Origin of the sequence: Solwaraspora sp. WMMA2101 (genome assembly GCF_049179175.1) — a bacterium.
Taxonomy (GTDB): Bacteria; Actinomycetota; Actinomycetes; order Mycobacteriales; family Micromonosporaceae; genus Micromonospora_E.
In genome coordinates this window covers 2,707,167-2,726,486 of sequence record NZ_JBMHMA010000006.1, presented here as the reverse complement: position 1 = coordinate 2,726,486, position 19,320 = coordinate 2,707,167, and the positions used below count along the sequence as shown (strand labels likewise).

The following is a 19,320-nucleotide window of genomic DNA, read 5'->3' as shown; positions in this document are numbered from 1 at the left end:
AATTTTGTGTAAACATGAACGCCGAACGGGTCAGGTGGGTGTCGGACCTGACCTTGTCGAGGGGACCTAGGGGTGAGCGGGTGGGTCGGGCGCTTCCGTCGGCCCGGCGGGGGCCACGCTGAACAGGTCACCTGGCTGGCAGCGGAGCACGTCGCAGATGGCAGTGAGGGTGGAGAACCGGACCGCTCTGGCCCGGTCGTTCTTCAACACCGACAGGTTCACGACGGTGACTCCGGCCCGTTCGGCGAGTTCGGCGAGGGTCATCCGGCGGTCGGCGAGCAGCCGGTCGAGGTGGCAGACCACCCGGTGTCCGGCGGGCTGCTCGCTGTCGGTCGGGGCCATCAGACCAGTCCGTCGAGGTCGGCGCGCATCGCCGCGCCCCGGCGCAGGAACTCGGCCGCCGCGCCGAGGCCGAGCCCGAACAGCAGGACGGCCGCCGGTGGGTCGATGACGGCCTGCAGTGTGAAGGCCTGGTCCGGCTGCCAGGCGTGCCGGGCGGCGCTGACGAGTGCGAGGTGACCGGCGGCCTGCAGCGCGGCGGCCAGTGATCCGCCGAGCAGGAGCACGGCGGCCGCCGCGCCCACCCGACGGGCGTTGCGCGGGTGGAACGGGTCGGCGCTCCGCAGCGACCGCACCACCCGCCACAGCAGTCCGCCGGACGTCGCGATGACCGCCGCGAGCAGCAAAGCCGGCCCGAAGATCCAGAGTCGGTCGGCAGCGGTCGGCTCGGTCACGGTCAGGACGGCGGCGCCCTGGGGCGCGAGCGCGAAGCGGCCGGCGGTGGCCAGCGGCCCGAGATCCGTGGTCGGGTCCACCGTCACGGGTACGACCAGGTTGTCGGCGACCAGTACGCCGATCGCCGAGCCGACGGCCAGCAGGGTGCCGAGCGCCACGGCCCCTGCCGTGACCGCCTCGAAGGCCCGCTGCCCCGCTGGACCGGTTCGGGGACGGGTCCCCTGTTCGATGTCGTGCCGCACGGCCGACCTCCCTATCGACATTCGATATGGTGCCCGTCTAGTATATCGAAATTCGATATGCACACCGGTGGCACACCCGCCGCCGGTGTGTCGAAACGACCCGAGCCGCAGACCGGAAGGCTGGACCAGCCCGTGACCATCCCCGTTCCCGTCCGTACCGCCGGGGTGTTCCTCGTCGGCGCGATCATCTGCTTCGTCGGACCACCGCTGGCCATGGGTGTGCTCGCGGCGGACGGGGTGCCGGCGGTGCTGGTCGCGGTCGCCGTCGCCGAACTGGTGTCGGCCGCCGCCCTCATCGCCTGGTGGTTACGCCGCCACGGGCTGCCCCGCCGAAGTCTCGGCCTGACCTCGCGGCACTGGCGGCGGGACATGCTGATCGCGGTGGCCACCGTTCCACCCCGCCTGCTACTGGAGTTCGGGGTGCTGATGCCGGCGGCCGGCGGCGAAGCCAACCCGGAGGTCCAGGAGATCCTGCGCATGTCCGCCGCCGGGCCGGCCGCGTTGGCCGCCACCATCTTCCTGGGGATCGTCGGCGGCGGCATCGCCGAGGAGCTGTACTTCCGCGGGTTCCTGCTCGGGGCGATCCCGCAGCGGTCCGCCCGCCCCCGGGTGGCGCTGTGGGTGGCGGCGGTCGTCTCGGTGGTCCTGTTCGGCGTGCTGCACCTGCCGGCCAGCGCGCTGGACGGGCTGTCCATCACCGTCGCCGGTCTGGTCTACACCGGGCTGTTCCTGGCCACCCGCCGGCTGACCGCGCCCATGGTGGCCCACGCGCTGTGGAACGCCGCCGCGCTCGGCACGGTCCTGCTCAGCTACGGCTGATCACAGCTGGGTGGCGGTCCGGACGAGCCCGGCGACGGCACGGGAGCGGTTGTCCGGCAGCCAGGCGAGCACGGTGGTGACGTGCGGCGCGTCGGTCAGCGGCACTGCCGTGTGCGCGCTCCACAGCCACGACCGGGACGAGGCGCACAGCACGGCCATGGTGTGCCCGAGGGCGATCAGCTGGGCCAGCTGCGACTGGTCGTGGATCTCCGGCCCGGGTCCGGGTTCGTACGTACCGTCCGGGCGCGGCCAGCGGGCGACCGGCAGCCCCGGCACGTCGCCGATGCCGGCCATGGTCAACGACGTACGGGTGGCGAGCGGATGCCCGGCCGGGAGGATCGCGACCTGCTGCTCGGTCAGCAGATCCTCAGTGTCGAAGCCGGTGAGCGAGTCGAACGGCCGCTGCATCAGGGCGGCGTCGGCGCGGCCGTCGCGCAGCATCCGCGCCTGGTCGCCCATGCCGCACAGCAGCACGTCGATCTCGGCCGCGTCCGGCTCGACGGCGTGCGCGTCGAGCAGCTTCTGCAGCAGTTCGTGGCCCGCGCCGGCCTTGGTGACCAGGGTCAGCCGGTTCGCGCCGGCGGCGGCGCGGCGGGTACGCCGGGCCGCCGCCGCGGTGGCGGCCAGGATGACGCGGGCCTCGTCGAGCAGCACCTGACCTGCGTCGGTGAGTGCCACTCTTCGGCGGTCGCGGTCGAGCAGGGTGACGCCGAGGCGGCGTTCGAGCCGGGCGATCGCCCGGGACAGCGGCGGCTGGGCGATGCCGAGCCGTTCGGCCGCCCGGCTGAAGTGCAGCTCCTCGGCGACCGTGACGAAGTACCGCAGCTCACGGGTCTCCAGCGTCTCCACGCCGACAACGATACGTCGGTGATACCCGCCGGGTATGACAGCGGAACTCAACTGGTGTAACGACGGCGGCTACCGCCGCGCCACCATCGGCGTCATGACCGAAACGAAGGCCACGACCGGAACGAAGGCCACGACCGGAACGAAGACCGCGCTGGTCACCGGCGCGAACAAGGGACTCGGCTACGAGATCGCCGCCGGGCTCGGCGCGAAGGGCTACCGGGTGGCGGTGGGAGCGCGCGACGCCGCCTGCGGCGAAGCGGCCGTCAAGACGCTGTACGCCGCCGGCGTCGACGCGTTCGCCGTACCGCTGGACGTCACCGACGACCGCAGCGTCACCGAGGCCGCGCAGCTGATCGAACGCACCGCTGGAGGACTTGACGTCCTGGTCAACAACGCCGGCATCGCCGGCGAGACCGGGCCGGGGTGGGAGCAGGACCCGACCACGCTCGACCTCGACGCGGTCCGCCAGGTCGTCGACACCAACGTGTACGGCGTGATCCGCGTGACCAACGCGATGCTGCCGCTGCTGCGCCGGTCGCCGTCGCCGCGCATCGTCAACATCTCCAGCAGCGTCGGCTCACTGACCTGGCAGTCGGACCCGGAGATCAACGTCGGCCCGATCATGGCGGCCTACTCGCCGACGAAGACGTACCTCAACGCGGTCACCGTGCACTACGTGCGGCAACTCGCCGGCACCGACATCCTGATCAACACGGCCTGTCCGGGGCTGGTCGCCACCGACTTCACCGGCGGTGTCGGGCGTCCGGTCCAGGAGGCCGCTGCCACCCCGATCCGGCTGGCCACCCTGCCCGACGGCGGCCCGACCGGCACGTTCGTCAACGACGACGGCAGCATCCCCTGGTGATCTCCCGGCCCTGTCGGTGACTCCGCCTTGCTGGTGACCGGGCTGGACCAGCCCGGTCACCAGAGGGGGACCGGCGCGGCGGGCGGCGGGGACGGGCAGCGCCGACAGTTCAGCGTCCGGGCCGTCGGCTCCGTCGCCGGCCCACCGTTGGTCGCCCCCATCAGTGCCGTTGTCACCGGATCCGCTGTTGTCGCCGCTGCCCGGCCCGAGCAAGGTGCAGGACGCCAGCCGGGTCAGCCCGGTCGGCCGCGCCGCGTGCCGGCCGATCGCGATCTCGATCCGTTCGAGGGCGGCCCGCCGCTTGTCCCGCAGCGGCCCCACGATCGCGTTCTGGGCGAAGTTCGGGCCGCCCTCGCCGGCTGTGGTCAACAACCGTTCGTTGGCCTCGGCGATCTGCCGGAGGCTCAGATTCTGGTCGACCTCGGCCGCTGCCTGCGCCGGTACGGCCGGCAGCCGGTCCCGTACGGTCGGGCACTCGACCATCGGGTTGGCCTGCGTCCGACCGTCCGTGCTGTGCCCGGCATGGAGGGCGTCGTAGCTGACCGCACAGTCGACCAGCGACATCAGACCGGTCGGTCGGGTCGCCCGGTCACAGGCCCGCGATGTTCAGGGTGACCTTCGACATCGGCCGGTCCACGCAGGTGAGCAGGTAGCCGTCGGCCCGCTGCCGTGGGGTGAGGCAGTTCGGTTCGTGCTGCTTGACCTGGTGCCGCAGGTGTCTCGGTAGCCGAAGGCCGCGATCGGGCAGCGCCAGGATGCTCCGGCAGCCCTCGTCAAGGGCTGGTCACCTGGTTCACCTCCACCACCGGGCCGGCGAGCGCGTCCCGCGCTGCAGCATCCGGCGCGGCAACCACGAGCCCGCTGTGTGCGTCGTGGTCCGATCCGGGTCTGCGATGATGGCGGGATGTCCACCGGTACCGCACCGGCCGCTCAGCCGTTCGCGCACCTGCAGGCGCAGAATGTCACCCTGTACCGGGACGTGCTGGACGCCTTCATCCGCGCGAAACGTCGGTTCACCGTGCATCTGCGGCCGGAGGACGTCCTGGCCGAGATCGGCCCCGGGGTGTCGCTGGAGGCCGTCGCGGCGGCGCTGGCCCAGCTCGCCGAGTGGGGCAACCTGCGGGCCGACCCGGACACCGGACGGGTCACCACCGTGGAAGACTTCCACCGCGCCCGCTACCTCTACCAGTTGAGCGCGCACGGCCACGCCGCCGAGCAGGCCATCGCCACGTACGAGGAGGCGATCGGCCGACGCGGCGCCCTGCAGTCGGTGGCGCTGTCCGACATCGCCGACCAGCTGCGCGCCCTGCTGGGCATCGCCACCGAGGCCGCCGCCGGGTCCGCGCCCGACCCGGCGAAGACCCACCTGCTGATGCTGAGCCTGGTCGACCGGTTCACCGGGCTGGCCGACAACGCGCAGGCGTTCATGGCGTCGCTGCGGCGGGCCGTCGACTTCGCCGACGCCGACGTGGCGGCCTTCCTCGCGTACAAGGAACAGCTGATCGCGTACCTCGAACGGTTCATCGCCGATCTCGCCAACCGGGGCGCGGAGATCGCCAACCTGGCCCACCGGATCGAGGCGACCGGGGTACGCCCGCTGCTGGAGATAGTGGCCCGCCGGGAGGCCGTCGACGCCGCACCCGGCGAGGACGCCGACGACCGGGCACTGCACCAGGCGCGGGTGGTCTGGCAGCAACGCTGGGACGGGCTGCGGGACTGGTTCGTCAGCGGCGACGCCAGCCGGCAGTCCCAGGCACGGCTGCTGCGTACCGCCGCCATCGGCGCGATCCGGCAGCTGCTCGGCGCGGTGGCGTCGATCAACGAACGTCGGGCCGGCCGGTCGGACCGGTCGGCCGACTTCCGGTCGCTCGCATTGTGGTTCGCGCAGGCCTCCGACGACGAGGCCGCGCACCGGCTGTGGCACACCGCGTTCGGCCTGTCGCCGGTGCGGCACCTGACCGTGACGACCGAGACCCTGGCCGCGGTCGAGCAGCGACCGGTGCCGGCATCGACGTCGTGGGCCCAGGCACCCCGGCTGGAGATCAGCCCTCGACTGCGCAAAACCGGATCGTACGAGCGGCGTGGCTCGCCGAGCCGGGTGCTGGACCGATCCGCGCAGCGGCGGCAGTTGGCCGAACGTGCCGAGCGGGAGACGACCCAGACGGCCCGCGCCCGAGCGGCGTTGGCCACTGACGGGCCCGTCCCACTGTCGCGCCTCGGTGAACTGGACACCGCCGAGTTCCGGCTCTTTCTCCATCTGCTGGGCGACGCGCTGGCGGCCCGGCGGCCGGACGCCACGGAGGTGACCACCACCACCTCCGACGGCACGCTACGGGTACGTCTGGTCCGCGTCGACGGGGCGCCGCCGGTGCGGATCGTCACCGCCGACGGGGTGCTCACCGGGCCGGAGCATCTGGTCGACATAACCGACCTGGCTCCGACCGGAGCCGACCTGGTCTCTGCCGGCCCGCTCTCTGCCGGAGCCGACCTCGCGGCGGTCGGGGCGGCCGGGTGAGGGCGCGCGGCCCGGCCGAGGGCGACTCCTCGGGCCGGCTGCAGCGGGCCGCCCGGCTGCTGCTCGCCCGCCCGCTGCTGGTCGCCGGGCTGACCCCGGACGCCGAGTTCCGGCTGGTCCGCACGTACGCCGTAGAGCTGCGCGAGTGGTTCGACCGGGAGACCGGGTGGCGGCTGGTCGCCGACGCCCAGACGATCCGGCTGATGAAGCTGACCGCCGACCCACAGGACCAGACCCACCCGGCCCGGGATCCGAAGGCCAGGACCCCGTTCTCCCGGCAACGGTACGTGTTGACCTGCCTCGCCCTGGCCGCGCTGGAACGCGCCGACGGGCAGATCACCCTGGGCCGGCTGGCCGAGGACGTGGTGCTTGCCGCCGCCGATCCGGCGCTGGCCGCCACGGGGTTCACGTTCGCCCTGGACCGGCGGGAGCGGCGGGCCGACATGGTGGCGGTGGTCCGGCTGCTGCTGCACTGGGGGGTGCTGCGCCGGGTGGCCGGCCACGAGGACGCGTACCTCGGCACCAGTGGTGACGTGCTCTACGACGTTGACCGGCGGGTGATCGCCGGCCTGCTGGCCAGCAGCCGCGGCCCGTCGATGATCGGTGAGGTGGCACCGGACGGCCGGCTGGCGGCGCTGACCGTCGAGGTGGTGCCCGATGTCGAGGATGCCCGCAACCGGGCGCTGCGGCACCGGCTCACCCGGCTGCTGCTCGAACAGCCGGTCGTCTACTACGACGAGCTGACCGAGGCCGAGCTGGCCTATCTGACCAGCCAGCGGTACGCCATCCTGAACCGGATCACCCAACTGACCGGATTGGTTGGCGAGGTACGGGCCGAAGGGGTCGCGATGGTGGACCCGGCCGACGAGCTGACCGACGTCCGGATGCCGGCCGAGGGGATGCAGAGCCACCTGACGCTGCTGCTGGCGGAGCGGATCGCGGCGGCCGGTGCCGGCGCGGCGGGCACAGGCGGCCTGCGGGTCAGCGAGCTGCACCGGCACACCCGCGAGCTGGCCCGTGCGCACCGGTCGTACTGGCGCAAACACGCCACCGATCCGGGCGCCGAGGTCGAACTGGTCGCCACCGCGTTGGACGCGCTGCGTGCCCTGAAACTGATCACGGTCGAACCGGCCGAGGACCCGCTGGTCGTCGCCCGCCCGGCGATCGCCCGTTACGCCCTGGCGGAGCCGACGATCCGCCAGAGCCGTCCCGCCGCCCTGAGGAGGTAACCGTCACCGTGACCGCCGCAGCCACCACCGCCGCACCGACGTCCATGCTGGACCGGGAGCTGCCGGTGCCGGACCGGGAACGGTGGCAGCCACTGCGGGCCGGGCTGGTGGACATCTTCTACTACGACCAGGAGGAGTTCCACTTCCACGGCGGCAGTCTGCTGCTGCGGGGCAACAACGGCACCGGCAAGTCGAAGGTCCTCGCGTTGACCGTACCGTTCCTGCTGGACGGTGAGCTGACACCGTACCGAGTGGAGCCCGACGGGGATCCGCACAAGCGGATGGAGTGGAACCTGTTGCTCGGTGGACGGCACCCGCACCCGGAGCGGACCGGCTACACCTGGCTGGAGTTCGGCCGCCGCGACGCCGACGGCACCGCCCGGTACCTGACCATCGGCTGCGGACTGAAGGCGGTGGCCGGGCGCGGAATCGCCCGGCACTGGTACTTCGTCACCAGCCAACGGGTCGGCGCCGATCTGCAGCTGCTCACCCCCACCGGTACGGCGGCGACCCGGGACCGGCTGCGGGACGCGATCGGCCCGGTGGGGATGCTCTACGACCGGGCCGTCGACTACCGGCGGGCGGTCGACGAGGCACTGTTCGGCCTGGGCGACCGGTACGACGCGCTGGTGTCCCTGCTGATCAAGCTGCGGCAGCCGCAGCTGTCCAAGCGTCCGGACGAGAAGACCCTGTCCCGGGCGCTCGGCGACGCGCTACCGCCGCTGGACGAGAACCTGATCGCCCAGGTCGCCGAGGCGTTCCGGGGTCTCGACGACGAGCGGGAGACGCTGACCGAGCTGCGCGAGACGAAGAAGGCCGCCGACGACTTCCTCACCCGCTATCGGCAGTACGCGCGGATCGCGACGAAACGCAAGGCCGCGGTGCTGCGGCAGCAGCACAGCCGGTACGAGCAACTGGGCCGCGAGCTGGGCGACGCGCAGCGGGCGCACGAGCAGGCCGACCGGGCGGTACGTCAGGCCGAGGTCAGACTGGCCGAGCTGGACGCGCGCGCCACCGAGCTGCAGGCGCGCCGACGGGCGCTGGCGGAAAGCCCCGAGGCGCGTACCGCCGAGCATCTGCGTCGGCTGCGGGAGGCGGCCGATCAGCGGGCGACGTTCGCCGACCAGCAGGCCAAACGCCTGCGTGACGTCGAGGCGGAGGCGGCCCGGACCCGGCGAACCGCCGAGCAGACGGCGCAGGAGCTTCAGTCGGCCCAGCGGGACGAGGCTGCGGCCCGTACCCGGGTGGCCGGCGGTGCGGCGGCGGCGCGGATCGCCGACCGGCACCGTGACCGGGTCCTCGCCGCCCTGCCGGACGACTCCGCCCATGGGCTCGACGAGGCGCGCCGGGCCGCCGGCCAGCTGGTCCAGGATCGGCGGGCCGCGCTGCGTACCCTCGATCGGCTCCGCGCGGCCGCCGAGTCGGCCCGAACCCTCGCAGACCGCGCCCGGGAGGAGGTCGACCGGCTGGACGCCGAGGTGGCGGCGGCCGACGAGGCGGTCACCGACGCCGAGACCGCCGCCGCCGAACAGGGCGAAACCCTGGTACGGCGCACCGGCGAGTACCTGACCGGGCTGGTCGAGCTGTCTATCGCCGACCCGGAGGCGGTGCTCGGCCGGCTCGACTCCTGGGTGAGCACCCTCGACGGGGACAACCCGGCCGCCCGGGAGGTGACCGCCGCCAGCCGGGCAGCCGCCGAGGCGATCGCCCGCGCCGACGCGGCGGTGGAGGCCGAGCAACGGCGGGTCGCCGACCGGGTCGGGGAGATCGACGCCGAGCTGCGTCGGCTGACCGACGGGGCGCACCAGCCGCCACCGGCACCGCACACCCGGTCCCCGCAGCTGCGCCCCGACCGGCCCGGCGCACCACTGTGGCGGGTCGTCGACTTCGTTGAAGGCGTGCCGCCGCAGGTGCGTGCCGGCATCGAGGCGGCGCTGGAAGCCGCCGGGGTGCTCGACGCGTGGATCGACCCGGACGGCACGGTCCGCGACCCGGACAGCGGCGACGCGCTGCTGCGACCAACCGACGAGGTGGCGACGAACCTCGGGACGCTGCTGCGTCCGGCCATCGACGACGCCGACCCGCACGCCGCCGCGCTGACCGGGCCGACCGTCGCCGCCGTCCTCGCCGCGATCGGCCTCGGCGCGGAGTCCGGTGCGGCGACCTGGGCCGACACCGACGGCGGCTTCGGCATCGGCGTCGTCACCGGGCGGTGGACCAAACCGGACGCGGAGCACATCGGCGACGGCGCCCGGGAAGCGGCCCGCCGGGCCCGGATCGCTGCGCTGCGCGCCGAGTCCGACGAACTCGCCGCCGTGTCGGCCGACCTCGCCGAGCAACGCACCAGACTGGACGAACGTCGGCGGGCGGTCGGCCACGAGACCGAGAGTCTCCCCTCCGACCAGCCACTACGCGAGGCGCACACCCTGGTCCGTGGCGCCCACCAGTTGCGCCGGGACACCGCCTGCCGACGTGACGAGGCGGCGGCGAGGCACCGTACGGCGGTCTCGGCGGCGCAGACGGCGCTGGCCGAGGCGACCGAGTTCGCCGACGACGTGGGTCTGCCACACGACGCCGACGGGCTGGCGGAGGTTCGCGACGGGCTGCAGGACTACCAGGTGACGTTGGCCGCCTGGTGGCCCACCCTGACCGGGGTACGCGATGCGACGCGCCGCCGCGCTGAGGCGTCCCGCACCTACGAGGAGAAGCAGGAGAAGCTCGAACCGGCCGCGATCGAGGCGGCCGAGGCGGCCGAGGCGGCCCGGCTGGCCCGGGTGGAGTTCGAGACGTTGGACGCGACCGCCGGCGCGACCGTCGCCGACCTGGAACGCCAGCTCCGCGAGGTGGCCGACGCCGAGCAGGAGTGCCAGCGGGAAAGCCGGGAGACCCGGCAGCGCGAACGCGACGCCTGGGGTGCCCGGGGCGACGCCGACGGGCGACGGGACCGGCTGACCGAGGAACTCGACGGGGCCACCGCCACCCGGGACGCCGCCGTCGAAGTGCTGCGGGCCTTCGCCGACACCGGCCTGATCGCCCTGGCCTGCCCCGAGCAGGAACTACCGGACACCCGACAGCCGTGGGCGACGACCCCGGCGGTGGCCGTGGCGCGCGGCGTCGACCGGCTGCTCGCCGACGTCGACGACGGTGACCGCCCCTGGGAACGGATCCAGCACCAGGTCAGCCTGGACATGAAGGTGCTCACCGACAGCCTGTCCCGGCACGGACACCAGGTGCTGCCCGCCGTCCGCGAGGACACCATGATCGTGGAGGTGGTGTTCCAGGGGCACGGCCGCTCCGTCGCGGACCTGTCCGCCGCCCTGGTCACCGAGATCGACGAACGGCAGCGGGTGCTCTCCGCCCACGAGCGGGAGGTGCTGGAGACCCACCTGGTCAACGAGGTCGCCGGAGCGTTGCAGGAGCTGGTCGCCGGCGCCGAGCAGCAGGTTGCGACGATGAACGGCGAGCTGGAGGAGCGGCCCACCTCCACCGGCATGCGGCTGCGGCTGCTGTGGCGGCCCACCCGCGACGCCCCGCCCGGCCTGGCCGAGCTGCGCGCCCGGCAGCTGCGGCAGAGCACCGACGTCTGGAACGACGCCGACCGTCGAGCGATCGGCGCGTTCCTGCAGGAACAGATCAGCCGGGAACGGCTGCGCGACGAGGCGGCGACCTGGCACGAGCAGCTCACCCGGGCGTTGGACTACCGGGCCTGGCACGAGTTCGCAATCCAACGCCACCAGGACGGGCAGTGGCGGCCGGCCACCGGCCCGGCCTCCGGTGGTGAACGGGTGCTGGCCGCCAGCATCCCACTGTTCGCCGCCGCGTCCTCGTACTACGGGTCGGCGGGCAATGCGCACGCGCCGCGGCTGATCGCCCTCGACGAGGCGTTCGCCGGGGTCGACGACGACTCCCGGGCCAAGTGCCTCGGGCTGCTCGCCACCTTCGACCTGGACGTGGTGATGACCAGCGAACGGGAGTGGGGCTGCTATCCGCAGGTGCCCGGACTGGGCATCGCGCAGCTGGCCCGGCACGACGGCATCGACGCCGTCCTGGTCACCCCGTGGCGGTGGGACGGGCGGGAACGGCACCGGATGCCTCGGGTCGAGCTGGCGGTACCGCAGCAGCGACCGACCCGCCCGGACGGCGAACCCGACCCGACCCGACCGGACCCGACCGGACCTGACGGCTCGGAGCAGCCCGCTCTGTGGTCCGCCGAGTGACCGCACCGGACGGCGATGTGGTCGGGCCGGATCTCGATGTGGTTGGGCCGGATCTCGATCGGCTGCGCCGGCAGCTCGGCGGGGCCGACACCGAACGGGTCGTGCAGCGGGTCCGCCAGCGGATGGCCCACGGCCGGCCGCTGACCGGCACGATCTCGCTGAGCCAGCCGACACCGGCCGAGCGGCTGGCGGTGCAACGGCTGCTTGGGCGGCCACCCGCCCGGGGCACCTCGCTGACGGTCAACCTCGACGACCTCGACCAGGTGGTCCGCCGCAGCGGCCTGCACCCGGACGGGCTGGCCGCCGCCGTCGAGACCCTCCTCGGGCCGGTGCCGGTGACCGCCGAGGTCCGCGCCGCCGCCGACGCCGCATGGCGTACCGTGCTGGAGCCGTTGGACCGGCTCGGCCGCCGCGCGCCGCACCTGGCCGACTGGTGCGGCGACCGCACCACGGTCGCGCTGGCCCGCCGACTGTCCGGTACGCCGGACGCGGCGGCCCGGCTCGTCGAACACCTGGTCGCGGTGCTGGCGGCGTTGCCTGCCGACGGTGCTCCGTTGGCCCGGCTCGCCGCGCAGACCACCGGCGACGCGCACGCCCTCGACGCCGACCGTCCACTGGCCACCCTCGTACTGTCGGCGGTGCGGGCCGTCTGGTGGCCCGGGGACGACGAACCGACGTCCCCGGCGCAGCGGCGGCGGGCGCTGTGGGACAGCGCCGGTGTCCTTGTCGACGAACTATCGTCGACCGTACTGACGCTCAACGTCGTGGCGAGTCCGGGCAGCCGGCTGTCCGCCCTGACGGCGCCCGCCGCGACGGCCGGTGAGCCGCTAGTGCTGACCCTGCGCCAACTCGGCCGGGAGCGGTCGACTTTCCCGGCCGGCACCGTCCACGTCTGCGAGAACCCGACGGTGCTGGCCGCGGCGGCCGATCTGCTCGGTCCGGAGTGTCCGCCGCTGGTCTGCGTCAACGGCCAGCCGAGCACGGCGGCGCTGCGGCTGCTGACCGGCCTGACGGCCGGTGGCGCGCGGTTGCGCTACCACGGCGACTTTGACTGGGGCGGGGTACGGATCGCCAACCTGTTGCGCTCCCGGGTGCCGTGGCAGCCGTGGCGCTACGACGCCGCCGCGTACCGGGCGGCGGTGGCGGGCGCGGCCGTGGTGGGCGCCGTGTCGGGGACGCTGACCGGCCGGCCGGTCGACGCCGGCTGGGACGCGGAGCTGACCGCTGCGATGAGCCGGCACGGTACGCGGGTCGAGGAGGAGCTGGTCCTCGACACCCTCCTCGCCGACCTGTCCGGTGCCCAGTAGCGCGTGATCATCCTGCCCATAGTCGACTGTCGCACCGGTTGTCCGCTGAACGGACGTGCGAGTGGCCCTACCGGATTGTCTGGCCTAGAGTCTGCGCGTGCCAGCATCCCCCGTGACCCCGCCTGACCGACTGGCCGCGCTACTGGGCACCGTTGGCCCGGCTGGCGCGTTCAGCGCACGTCGTACCGCGTCACCCCATGGTCTGAGGCTCGCGGTGCGCGGTGTCGGGCCGATCGCCTTGCCGGCGGCCGCCGAGCAGGCGAAGCAGCTGTGCTCAGTTGGCCGGCCGGCCAGGTTCGGCAAGGGTGAGCAGACGCTGACGGACGCCGGGGTGCGCGACACGTGGGAAGTCCCGACGAGCCTCGTCGACATCGACGAACAGCGGTGGCACGAGACGCTCCACCCGATGCTGGACCAGCTCCGGGCCGACCTCGGCCTGCCGCAGGGGTGCGAGCTGGTCGCCGAGCTGCACTCGATGCTGGTGTACGCGCCCGGCCAGTTCTTCGCGCCACATCAGGATTCGGAGAAGGCCGATGCGATGATCGGCACCCTGGTGGTGACGTTGCCGTCGGAGTCGGCCGGCGGCGTGCTGTCGATCGAGCACGCCGGCCGGACCGGGAGCTACGAATCGTCACCGGACGAGCTGACCTTCGTCGCGTTCTACGCCGACTGTCGGCACCAGGTGTCGCCGGTGACGACGGGCCACCGGATCGTGTTGACCTACAACCTGTTGCTCGCCGGTGACCCGGTCACCCTGGCCGCCGGCTCGCTGGGCCAGGACCTGGTCACCGAGTTGACCGGCTGCCTGGACGATCACTTCGCGGAATCGGCCGACGGGCCCGCCCGGCTGGTCTACCTGCTGGACCACGAGTACACCCAGCGGGCGTTGGGCTGGGACCGGCTCAAGGGCGACGACGTCGGACGTGCCGCAGCGGTGCGGGCGGCCGCGCAGGCCGCCGGTTGTGAGGTCACCCTGGCGTTGGCGGAGCTGCAGGAGACCTGGAGCGCCCTCGACCCCGAGGAATCATGGGGCCGCTGGGGTCGGGGCCGGAGTCGGTACGGCCGGTATCGGAACGACGAGGAACCCAGCGGCGGGAGCGGGTCGGGCAAGTACGAGCTCGAAGAGCTCATCGACTCGTCGATGACCCTCGACTGCTGGCTGGACGAGTCCGGCGAGGTGGTGCCGACGTCGCTGCGGGTTTCCGACGACGAGGTGTGTGCCACGACGCCCACCGCGAACCTGTCGCCCCAATCGTCGGAGTACGAAGGGTACATGGGCAACTACGGCAACACGTTGGACCGGTGGTACCGCCGGGCGGCGATCGTCGTGTGGCCACGTCGGTGGACCTTCGCGATCCGTGCGCAGGCGTCGCCAGGCTGGGCCCTCGACCGGCTCGCCGGTCTGCTGCGGGCCGGGGACGTCGCCGGTGCCCGGAGCAGCGCCGCCACGCTCGCCTCGTTCTGGCGGGTCACCCCGGCGGCCGGTGAGCTTGTTGCCGGGCGGGCACTGGCGGTCGCCTGGGAGCTCGACGAGCCGGACCTGGCTGCCATGCTGCTCGCGCCGCTGCGGGTGGAGGCGCTGGCGCCGGCCGACGCCCCGGTGCTCGCCCGCCTCGCCACCCGCTACGGCGAGTCCTGGACCCGGGAGCGGGTCAACGGCTGGTTCGGCCGGAACTGGCTGTCCCGTTCGTCGCTGTTCGACAAGCAGACCCCGGACTGGCTGGCATCGCTGCCCGCGATGTGCGCGGCGCTGCGGGCCACCTCCGACACCGGGGGTGTGCTGGTCGGCCGGCTGCTGGTGGCCGGCGTCTGGTCCGAACTGCACGGCCGGGCCCGAGGACTGCTCAGCTACCCGGCGGCCCGCGACCGGCGCAGGTACCTCGCGGACCTGGGGCCGCAGATCGCCGTCGTCCTGGCTGGTGCCGCCAGCCTCGGTACGGCTGACCTGGCTGACGGGCCGGTCGAGTTCCTCTGTCAAGACGAGGACGACGTGCTTGGCTGCGCGATGTCGACGCTGCGGGCCACCCGCGCGACCGCAGCGGACCAGGCGGGGCAGCAGGTGACCGGCCTCGACACCCTCACCGCGCACGCCGCCCGGCGGCTCGAGCAGCGGCTCGCCAGGCCAGTTCGGGCCGCCGACGACTGGTCGGTGGAACTGCCCAAGGGATGCGACTGCGAGCTGTGCACCACCTTGGTGGCGTTCCTCGGCGATCCGGCGCGCCGCACCTTCGAGTGGCCGCTGGCCGAGCAGCGCCGCCGCCACGTCCACTCCCGCATCGACCAGGCCGACCTGCCGGTCGACCATCAGACCCGGCGCAGCGGGCGACCGTACACTCTGGTGCTGCGCAAGACCGACGCGCTCTTCGATCGCGAACGCGAGGCCCGCCGCCGCGCCCAGGAAGACCTGGCCTGGCTCACCCACTGACCGAGCCGGCCGGTCCGACCCCGACCACTCCGAACAGCTACGAGGACCCGAGCATGCCGATCACGGCCGTCCGACAGATGGCGTACTTTCCACCCTCGGCCTACGAGCAGGCGTGGGAGCGCGGCCTGCTGGACGCCACCAACTACCGGGACCACGCGGACTACCGCCGCGAGATTCAACAGCAGCTGCAGGCCCTGTCCACCGACGGCCGAGGCCCGATCCGGATCGTCGCGCTGGACGTGCCCGGCCTGCTGGCGTACGCGGAACAGACCGGCCAGGACCCGACCAGCCGGCAGACCCGGCTGGGTTTCGTGGGCTGGCTCGGTGAGCAGGGCGCCGACACCGTCGCCTGGCCGCCGGAGCGCAACGCCGGGTGCTGGTGCGGCTCCGGCCGCAAGTACAAGAGGTGCTGCGCGGCACCGTCGTTCCTGGCGGTCGAACCGGCCGACCCGGCGTCGCTGGTGCTCACCGTCGAGCTCGACGGGGTGGCGCAGCGGGTGTGGCGGCGGGTTGCCATCCCGTCGAACACCCCGCTGGATCGGGCCCACCGGATGCTTCAGGAGGCCTTCGAGCTGCCCGGTGAGGGGTCGTACGCCTTCCGCACCGACGAGTACACGATCGTCGCGCCCGGGTCTGGCCAGCGTGGTGTCCCGGCGGACGGGGAACGGCTGGTGTCGATCGCCACCGAACTCGGCGACCAGTTCCACTACTTTCACGGCCACGGCCGGAGGTGGCGCCACACGGCCACTCTCGACGAGATCCGGCCCGGCGGACCCGGCAACACGTTCACCGTGCTGGCGGGTGACGGCAGCTGGCCGGCCGAGCCGGTCGCCGACCAGGTCAGGCAGGCGATCGATGGGCTGATGGAACTTGCCGAGTCCAGCGCCGACGTGGTCGCCGCCGAGGCTGAGTCGTTCCGTGAGTTCGGCGACCGGGCCGACCCCATGGACGTGGAAATCCACACCGCGCAGCTGCTGGCCAGGTTCGACCAGACCCAACCGTCGGGGTCGATCGGGCTGGCGATGGGGGCGCTCTCCATCGCGAACCGGCGGCCGAGACCGCACGTGGCGGCGTTCGTCGCCGCCGTGAACCACCTGATGCCCGGCCTGGTCACGGGGAAGGCGCTGACCGACCTGGCCCGGCATGGAGTGCCGTTTCCGGCATGGGCCGAGCGGCTCGGCAAGGTGGACCCACGGCGGGCGTGGCGCTACCGGGACGCCTTCGGTGATCAGGAGGCCGTGCTGGTGACCTTCGGCTACCTCGGCGACGCCGCCGAACACGGCATCCTCGTCGAGATCGCCACCTGCCCCACCCCCACGGTCAGCGTGGTCCACCTGTCTCGAAGCGTCGACGCGCTGCGGAAGGTGCTGGAAAAGTCCGCCGCCACCGCCGCCGGCCCGGTGATCCTGGAAGAGACCACCCTGGCGTGGGCGTCCGGGGCGTTGGCCGGCGTGCTCCGGCGAGTCAGTTCTGACCTGCCGGCCGAGAGCCGGGCCTGGCTGCCGATCGTGGCGCAGCGGGTCGACCTGCTCCCACAGCCCGAACCGGTCGAGCCGGCCCGCCACACCCGGGCGGACCGGGCTGCGGCGGTCGACGGGTTCCTGGCCGCCACCGCACCCCTGCCGGGCGTCGACGGCGACGTCCTGCGGTTCTGGGCGCAGGTCCTGGCCGGTTCCACCGGGACGGACGGTTCGGCGCCGACCCGGATCGGGCCGGTCTGGCTCGGACACGTCCTCGGCGAACACGTCCCACGTACCTTCGAACTGACCCTTGCCCAGCGGGCCGGGCTCGGTGCCGCCGTCACCGCCTGGGCCGGGTGGGCGGCCGAGCAGCAGGGCCTGCCCGCCGCCGCTGTCGAGGTGCTGGCGGCCCGGATCGCCGAGATCGACGAGGCGTTCGACCGCGCCTACGCCGACCCCGAGCGGGCGGCCGCCCGCAGCTATCTCAGCGACATCACGCCGACCACCACCGACGGGGAAGACCTGCGGCGGGCGTTCGCGCTGCGAACCGCCGCCGTCCCGGTGGCGCGACCCGGGCAACTGACCGAGCAGCCGCTGTGGGTGTCCGATTTGGCCGACCGGCACCGGATTCTCGCCGCCGAACTCGAGTCGTGGGAACTGGCGCCGAGTCAGTCTGTTGCGGCCTGGTCCGCCGCGCTCACCGCGATCAGCGACCAGCTCTGGAACCTGGAGTCCGACCTGGCCCGCGAAACCATGGACTACCTGGACCAGGTCGGCCCGGACGATGAACTGCTCGGCGACCTCACCGAGCTCGCCGTCGAGCACGGCCTCGGTACGACCAGGTTCAACGCGGCAGCCCGCGACCGGCTCACCCCGGATCCCGAGGACCTCGGCTGAGCGTTGGTCGCGTCGGGGACGTCACGCCTGGAAGTAGTGCCCGTCGTGCAGGTCGGCGATCAGGCCGGGGCGGCTGGGGGACCAGCCCAGGAGTTCCCGGGTGTTCGCGGCCGACGTCGGATTGTCCAGTTGGGCGAACGGCCCGAGGAAGCCGAAGTAGTCGTCGGCTTCCTCGGGGCTGATGCTGCGGACCGGCACGTCGAGGTTGCGGGCGATGGCGGCGGCGATCTGTCGGAAGGGGACTCCTTCGTCGGCGGCGGCGTGCAGGCGGGAGCCGGCCGGGGCCTTTTCGAGGGCGAGCCGGTAGAGGTCGGCCGCGTCGAGCGTGTGCACGGCCGGCCACCGGTTGGTGCCTTCGCCGACGTACGCCGCGTACCCGTGCTGCCGGGCGGCGGCGACGAGGACGGTGACGAAACCGTTGCGGTCGAGCGGGCTGTGCACCGTCGGAGCGAGCCGGACGACGCAGGAGCGCACGTCGTGGGAGGCGAGGCCGATCACGAAGTTCTCCGCGTCGACCCGGTAGCCGCTCGGGAGAGCGTCGTGTTCAGTGCCGGGGCGGCCGACGAGTCCGCCCATCGCGAGCATGGCTGTGCCGCCCGTGCCGACCAGCGGTTTGCCGGAGCCGCTCAGACCGTCGGCGAGTGCGTGGAGGGCGGCCAGGTCGGCACCGGCGGCGCCGGTCAGGTCGCCGGTGAGCAGTAGGTCGTGACGGAACGCCAGGTGGATGACGCCGTCGGCGGCGTTCGCTTCGGTGCGCAGAACGTCGAGGTCGGACAGGTCGGCGCGACGCGTCCCGGCACCCAGTTTCTCGATCGCGGTAGCGGATGCTTCGGAGCGGGCCAGGCCGACGACGTCGTGTCCGGCGGAGATCAGGGCCGGCACGACCGCCGAGCCGAGGTGGCCGGAGGCGCCTGTGACGAATACGCGCATGTTGGTGTTCCTTCGTGAGTGCCGATGTCGCCTTGTGACATCACCCTACCTTGTGATGTCACTAGGCGACATGGCTGGATCAAGAAGATGTCGTAGTGTGACATCGGATACCATCGCGGCATGGCCCGCTGGCAACCGGACGCACGCGGCCGCCTGGAGGCGGCCGCCTTCGAGCTGTTCCGTGAACGCGGCTTCGAACAGACCACGGTCACCGACATCGCCACCCGTGCCGGCCTCGACAAACGCACCTTCTACCGGCTCTTCGGCGACAAACGCGAGGCGCTGTTCGGCGGCAGCGAGCAACTGGAGGACCTGCTCGTCAAGGCGGTGACCGAGGCGGACGCCGCCCCCTTCGAAGCGGTCGTCGCCGCGTTCCGTCAAGTGGCGGAGGAGATCTTCGCCGACCGGCTCGAGCTGGTCCGGGTGCGCCAGACCATCATCGAGAGCAGTCCCGAGCTGCAGGAACGTGAGCTGCGCAAGATGGGCTCGCTGGCGGCCGCGGTCGTTGCCGCGCTGTGCGCCAAGGGCCTTGACCAGACCGCGGCGACCCTGGCGACCGAGTCGGGTGTCACCGTGTTCCGGGTCGCGTACACCCGCTGGGTCGAGCCCGGCAACCGCGACTCGCTCACCGACCTGATCGCCGAGGTCGCCAGCGAACTACAGGCCATCACCTCGCCTGCTCGACGGTAGTTGCCGTGCGGTACGTTGCCGGCATGACGGCTGTCGCTGGACGACGGTGCGCCCGCCGGGCCAGCACACAGCGAACCGTCCAGTATGATCGGTCGCCCGTTGGCCGTCGGCGCGACAGCCGACGGCCCGGCGTACTCAAC

At 72.9% G+C, this 19,320-nt stretch carries 13 protein-coding genes; 9 read left to right on the top strand and 4 right to left on the bottom strand.

Features of this window, described 5'->3' with window-relative positions:
• Window positions 1-66 precede the first annotated feature (66 nt).
• On the bottom strand, window positions 67-342 hold the full coding sequence (locus ACN28F_RS13130; protein WP_289208241.1) for a helix-turn-helix domain-containing protein: 276 nt from the start codon (window positions 340-342) through the stop codon (window positions 67-69).
• The gene (locus ACN28F_RS13125) at window positions 342-977 is read right to left on the bottom strand and encodes a DUF2975 domain-containing protein (protein ID WP_289208240.1); all 636 of its coding nucleotides are present in this window, start codon (window positions 975-977) and stop codon (window positions 342-344) included. The genes ACN28F_RS13130 and ACN28F_RS13125 overlap by 1 nt, the downstream gene beginning before the upstream one ends.
• A gap of 132 nt (window positions 978-1,109) precedes the next feature.
• Between ACN28F_RS13125 and ACN28F_RS13120 the strand changes: the two genes are divergently transcribed.
• Window positions 1,110-1,796, top strand: a complete 687-nt coding sequence (locus tag ACN28F_RS13120) for a CPBP family intramembrane glutamic endopeptidase (RefSeq protein WP_421357961.1) — start codon at window positions 1,110-1,112, stop codon at window positions 1,794-1,796.
• Here ACN28F_RS13120 and ACN28F_RS13115 read toward each other — a convergent pair whose 3' ends face one another.
• Window positions 1,797-2,636, bottom strand: coding sequence for a LysR family transcriptional regulator (locus ACN28F_RS13115; protein WP_281555813.1), 840 nt, complete (start codon window positions 2,634-2,636; stop codon window positions 1,797-1,799).
• A gap of 103 nt (window positions 2,637-2,739) precedes the next feature.
• Here ACN28F_RS13115 and ACN28F_RS13110 point away from each other — a divergent pair, with 103 nt between their 5' ends.
• The 7 genes from ACN28F_RS13110 to ACN28F_RS13080 all read left to right on the top strand — a co-directional run bounded on the left by ACN28F_RS13110 (window position 2,740) and on the right by ACN28F_RS13080 (window position 17,560).
• Window positions 2,740-3,510 carry an SDR family oxidoreductase gene (locus ACN28F_RS13110; protein WP_421357959.1) on the top strand — a complete coding sequence of 257 codons (771 nt, stop codon included), beginning with the start codon at window positions 2,740-2,742 and terminating at the stop codon, window positions 3,508-3,510.
• Between the two features lie 904 nt (window positions 3,511-4,414).
• Window positions 4,415-6,025: a TIGR02677 family protein gene (locus ACN28F_RS13105; protein WP_281552865.1), complete on the top strand. Its 1,611-nt coding sequence runs from the start codon at window positions 4,415-4,417 to the stop codon at window positions 6,023-6,025.
• Window positions 6,022-7,254 (top strand): TIGR02678 family protein, encoded by a 1,233-nt coding sequence (locus ACN28F_RS13100; protein ID WP_421357957.1) that lies wholly within the window; start codon window positions 6,022-6,024, stop codon window positions 7,252-7,254. Before ACN28F_RS13105 ends, ACN28F_RS13100 begins: the two co-directional genes overlap by 4 nt.
• 8 nt (window positions 7,255-7,262) lie before the next feature.
• Window positions 7,263-11,471 carry a TIGR02680 family protein gene (locus ACN28F_RS13095; protein ID WP_421357955.1) on the top strand — a complete coding sequence of 1,403 codons (4,209 nt, stop codon included), beginning with the start codon at window positions 7,263-7,265 and terminating at the stop codon, window positions 11,469-11,471.
• A complete protein-coding gene (locus ACN28F_RS13090) occupies window positions 11,468-12,778 on the top strand; it encodes a TIGR02679 family protein (protein WP_289208235.1) in 1,311 nt (436 codons plus the stop codon). Before ACN28F_RS13095 ends, ACN28F_RS13090 begins: the two co-directional genes overlap by 4 nt.
• Window positions 12,779-12,875: 97 nt before the next feature.
• A complete protein-coding gene (locus ACN28F_RS13085; RefSeq protein ID WP_421357953.1) occupies window positions 12,876-15,203 on the top strand; it encodes a 2OG-Fe(II) oxygenase in 2,328 nt (775 codons plus the stop codon).
• A gap of 53 nt (window positions 15,204-15,256) precedes the next feature.
• On the top strand, window positions 15,257-17,560 hold the full coding sequence (locus ACN28F_RS13080; RefSeq protein WP_421357952.1) for an IS1096 element passenger TnpR family protein: 2,304 nt from the start codon (window positions 15,257-15,259) through the stop codon (window positions 17,558-17,560).
• Between the two features lie 21 nt (window positions 17,561-17,581).
• Here ACN28F_RS13080 and ACN28F_RS13075 read toward each other — a convergent pair whose 3' ends face one another.
• Window positions 17,582-18,490: an SDR family oxidoreductase gene (locus tag ACN28F_RS13075; protein WP_421357950.1), complete on the bottom strand. Its 909-nt coding sequence runs from the start codon at window positions 18,488-18,490 to the stop codon at window positions 17,582-17,584.
• Between the two features lie 120 nt (window positions 18,491-18,610).
• Between ACN28F_RS13075 and ACN28F_RS13070 the strand changes: the two genes are divergently transcribed.
• Window positions 18,611-19,180 carry a TetR family transcriptional regulator gene (locus ACN28F_RS13070; RefSeq protein WP_289212023.1) on the top strand — a complete coding sequence of 190 codons (570 nt, stop codon included), beginning with the start codon at window positions 18,611-18,613 and terminating at the stop codon, window positions 19,178-19,180.
• Window positions 19,181-19,320 lie beyond the last annotated feature (140 nt).

Coding starts and splice junctions, on each gene's coding strand:
- ACN28F_RS13080 (WP_421357952.1), top strand. CDS start 15,257: ATGCCGATCACGGCCGTCCGACAGATGGCGTACTTTCCACCCTCGGCC.
- ACN28F_RS13130 (WP_289208241.1), bottom strand. CDS start 342: ATGGCCCCGACCGACAGCGAGCAGCCCGCCGGACACCGGGTGGTCTGC.
- ACN28F_RS13105 (WP_281552865.1), top strand. CDS start 4,415: ATGTCCACCGGTACCGCACCGGCCGCTCAGCCGTTCGCGCACCTGCAG.
- ACN28F_RS13070 (WP_289212023.1), top strand. CDS start 18,611: ATGGCCCGCTGGCAACCGGACGCACGCGGCCGCCTGGAGGCGGCCGCC.
- ACN28F_RS13110 (WP_421357959.1), top strand. CDS start 2,740: ATGACCGAAACGAAGGCCACGACCGGAACGAAGGCCACGACCGGAACG.
- ACN28F_RS13075 (WP_421357950.1), bottom strand. CDS start 18,490: ATGCGCGTATTCGTCACAGGCGCCTCCGGCCACCTCGGCTCGGCGGTC.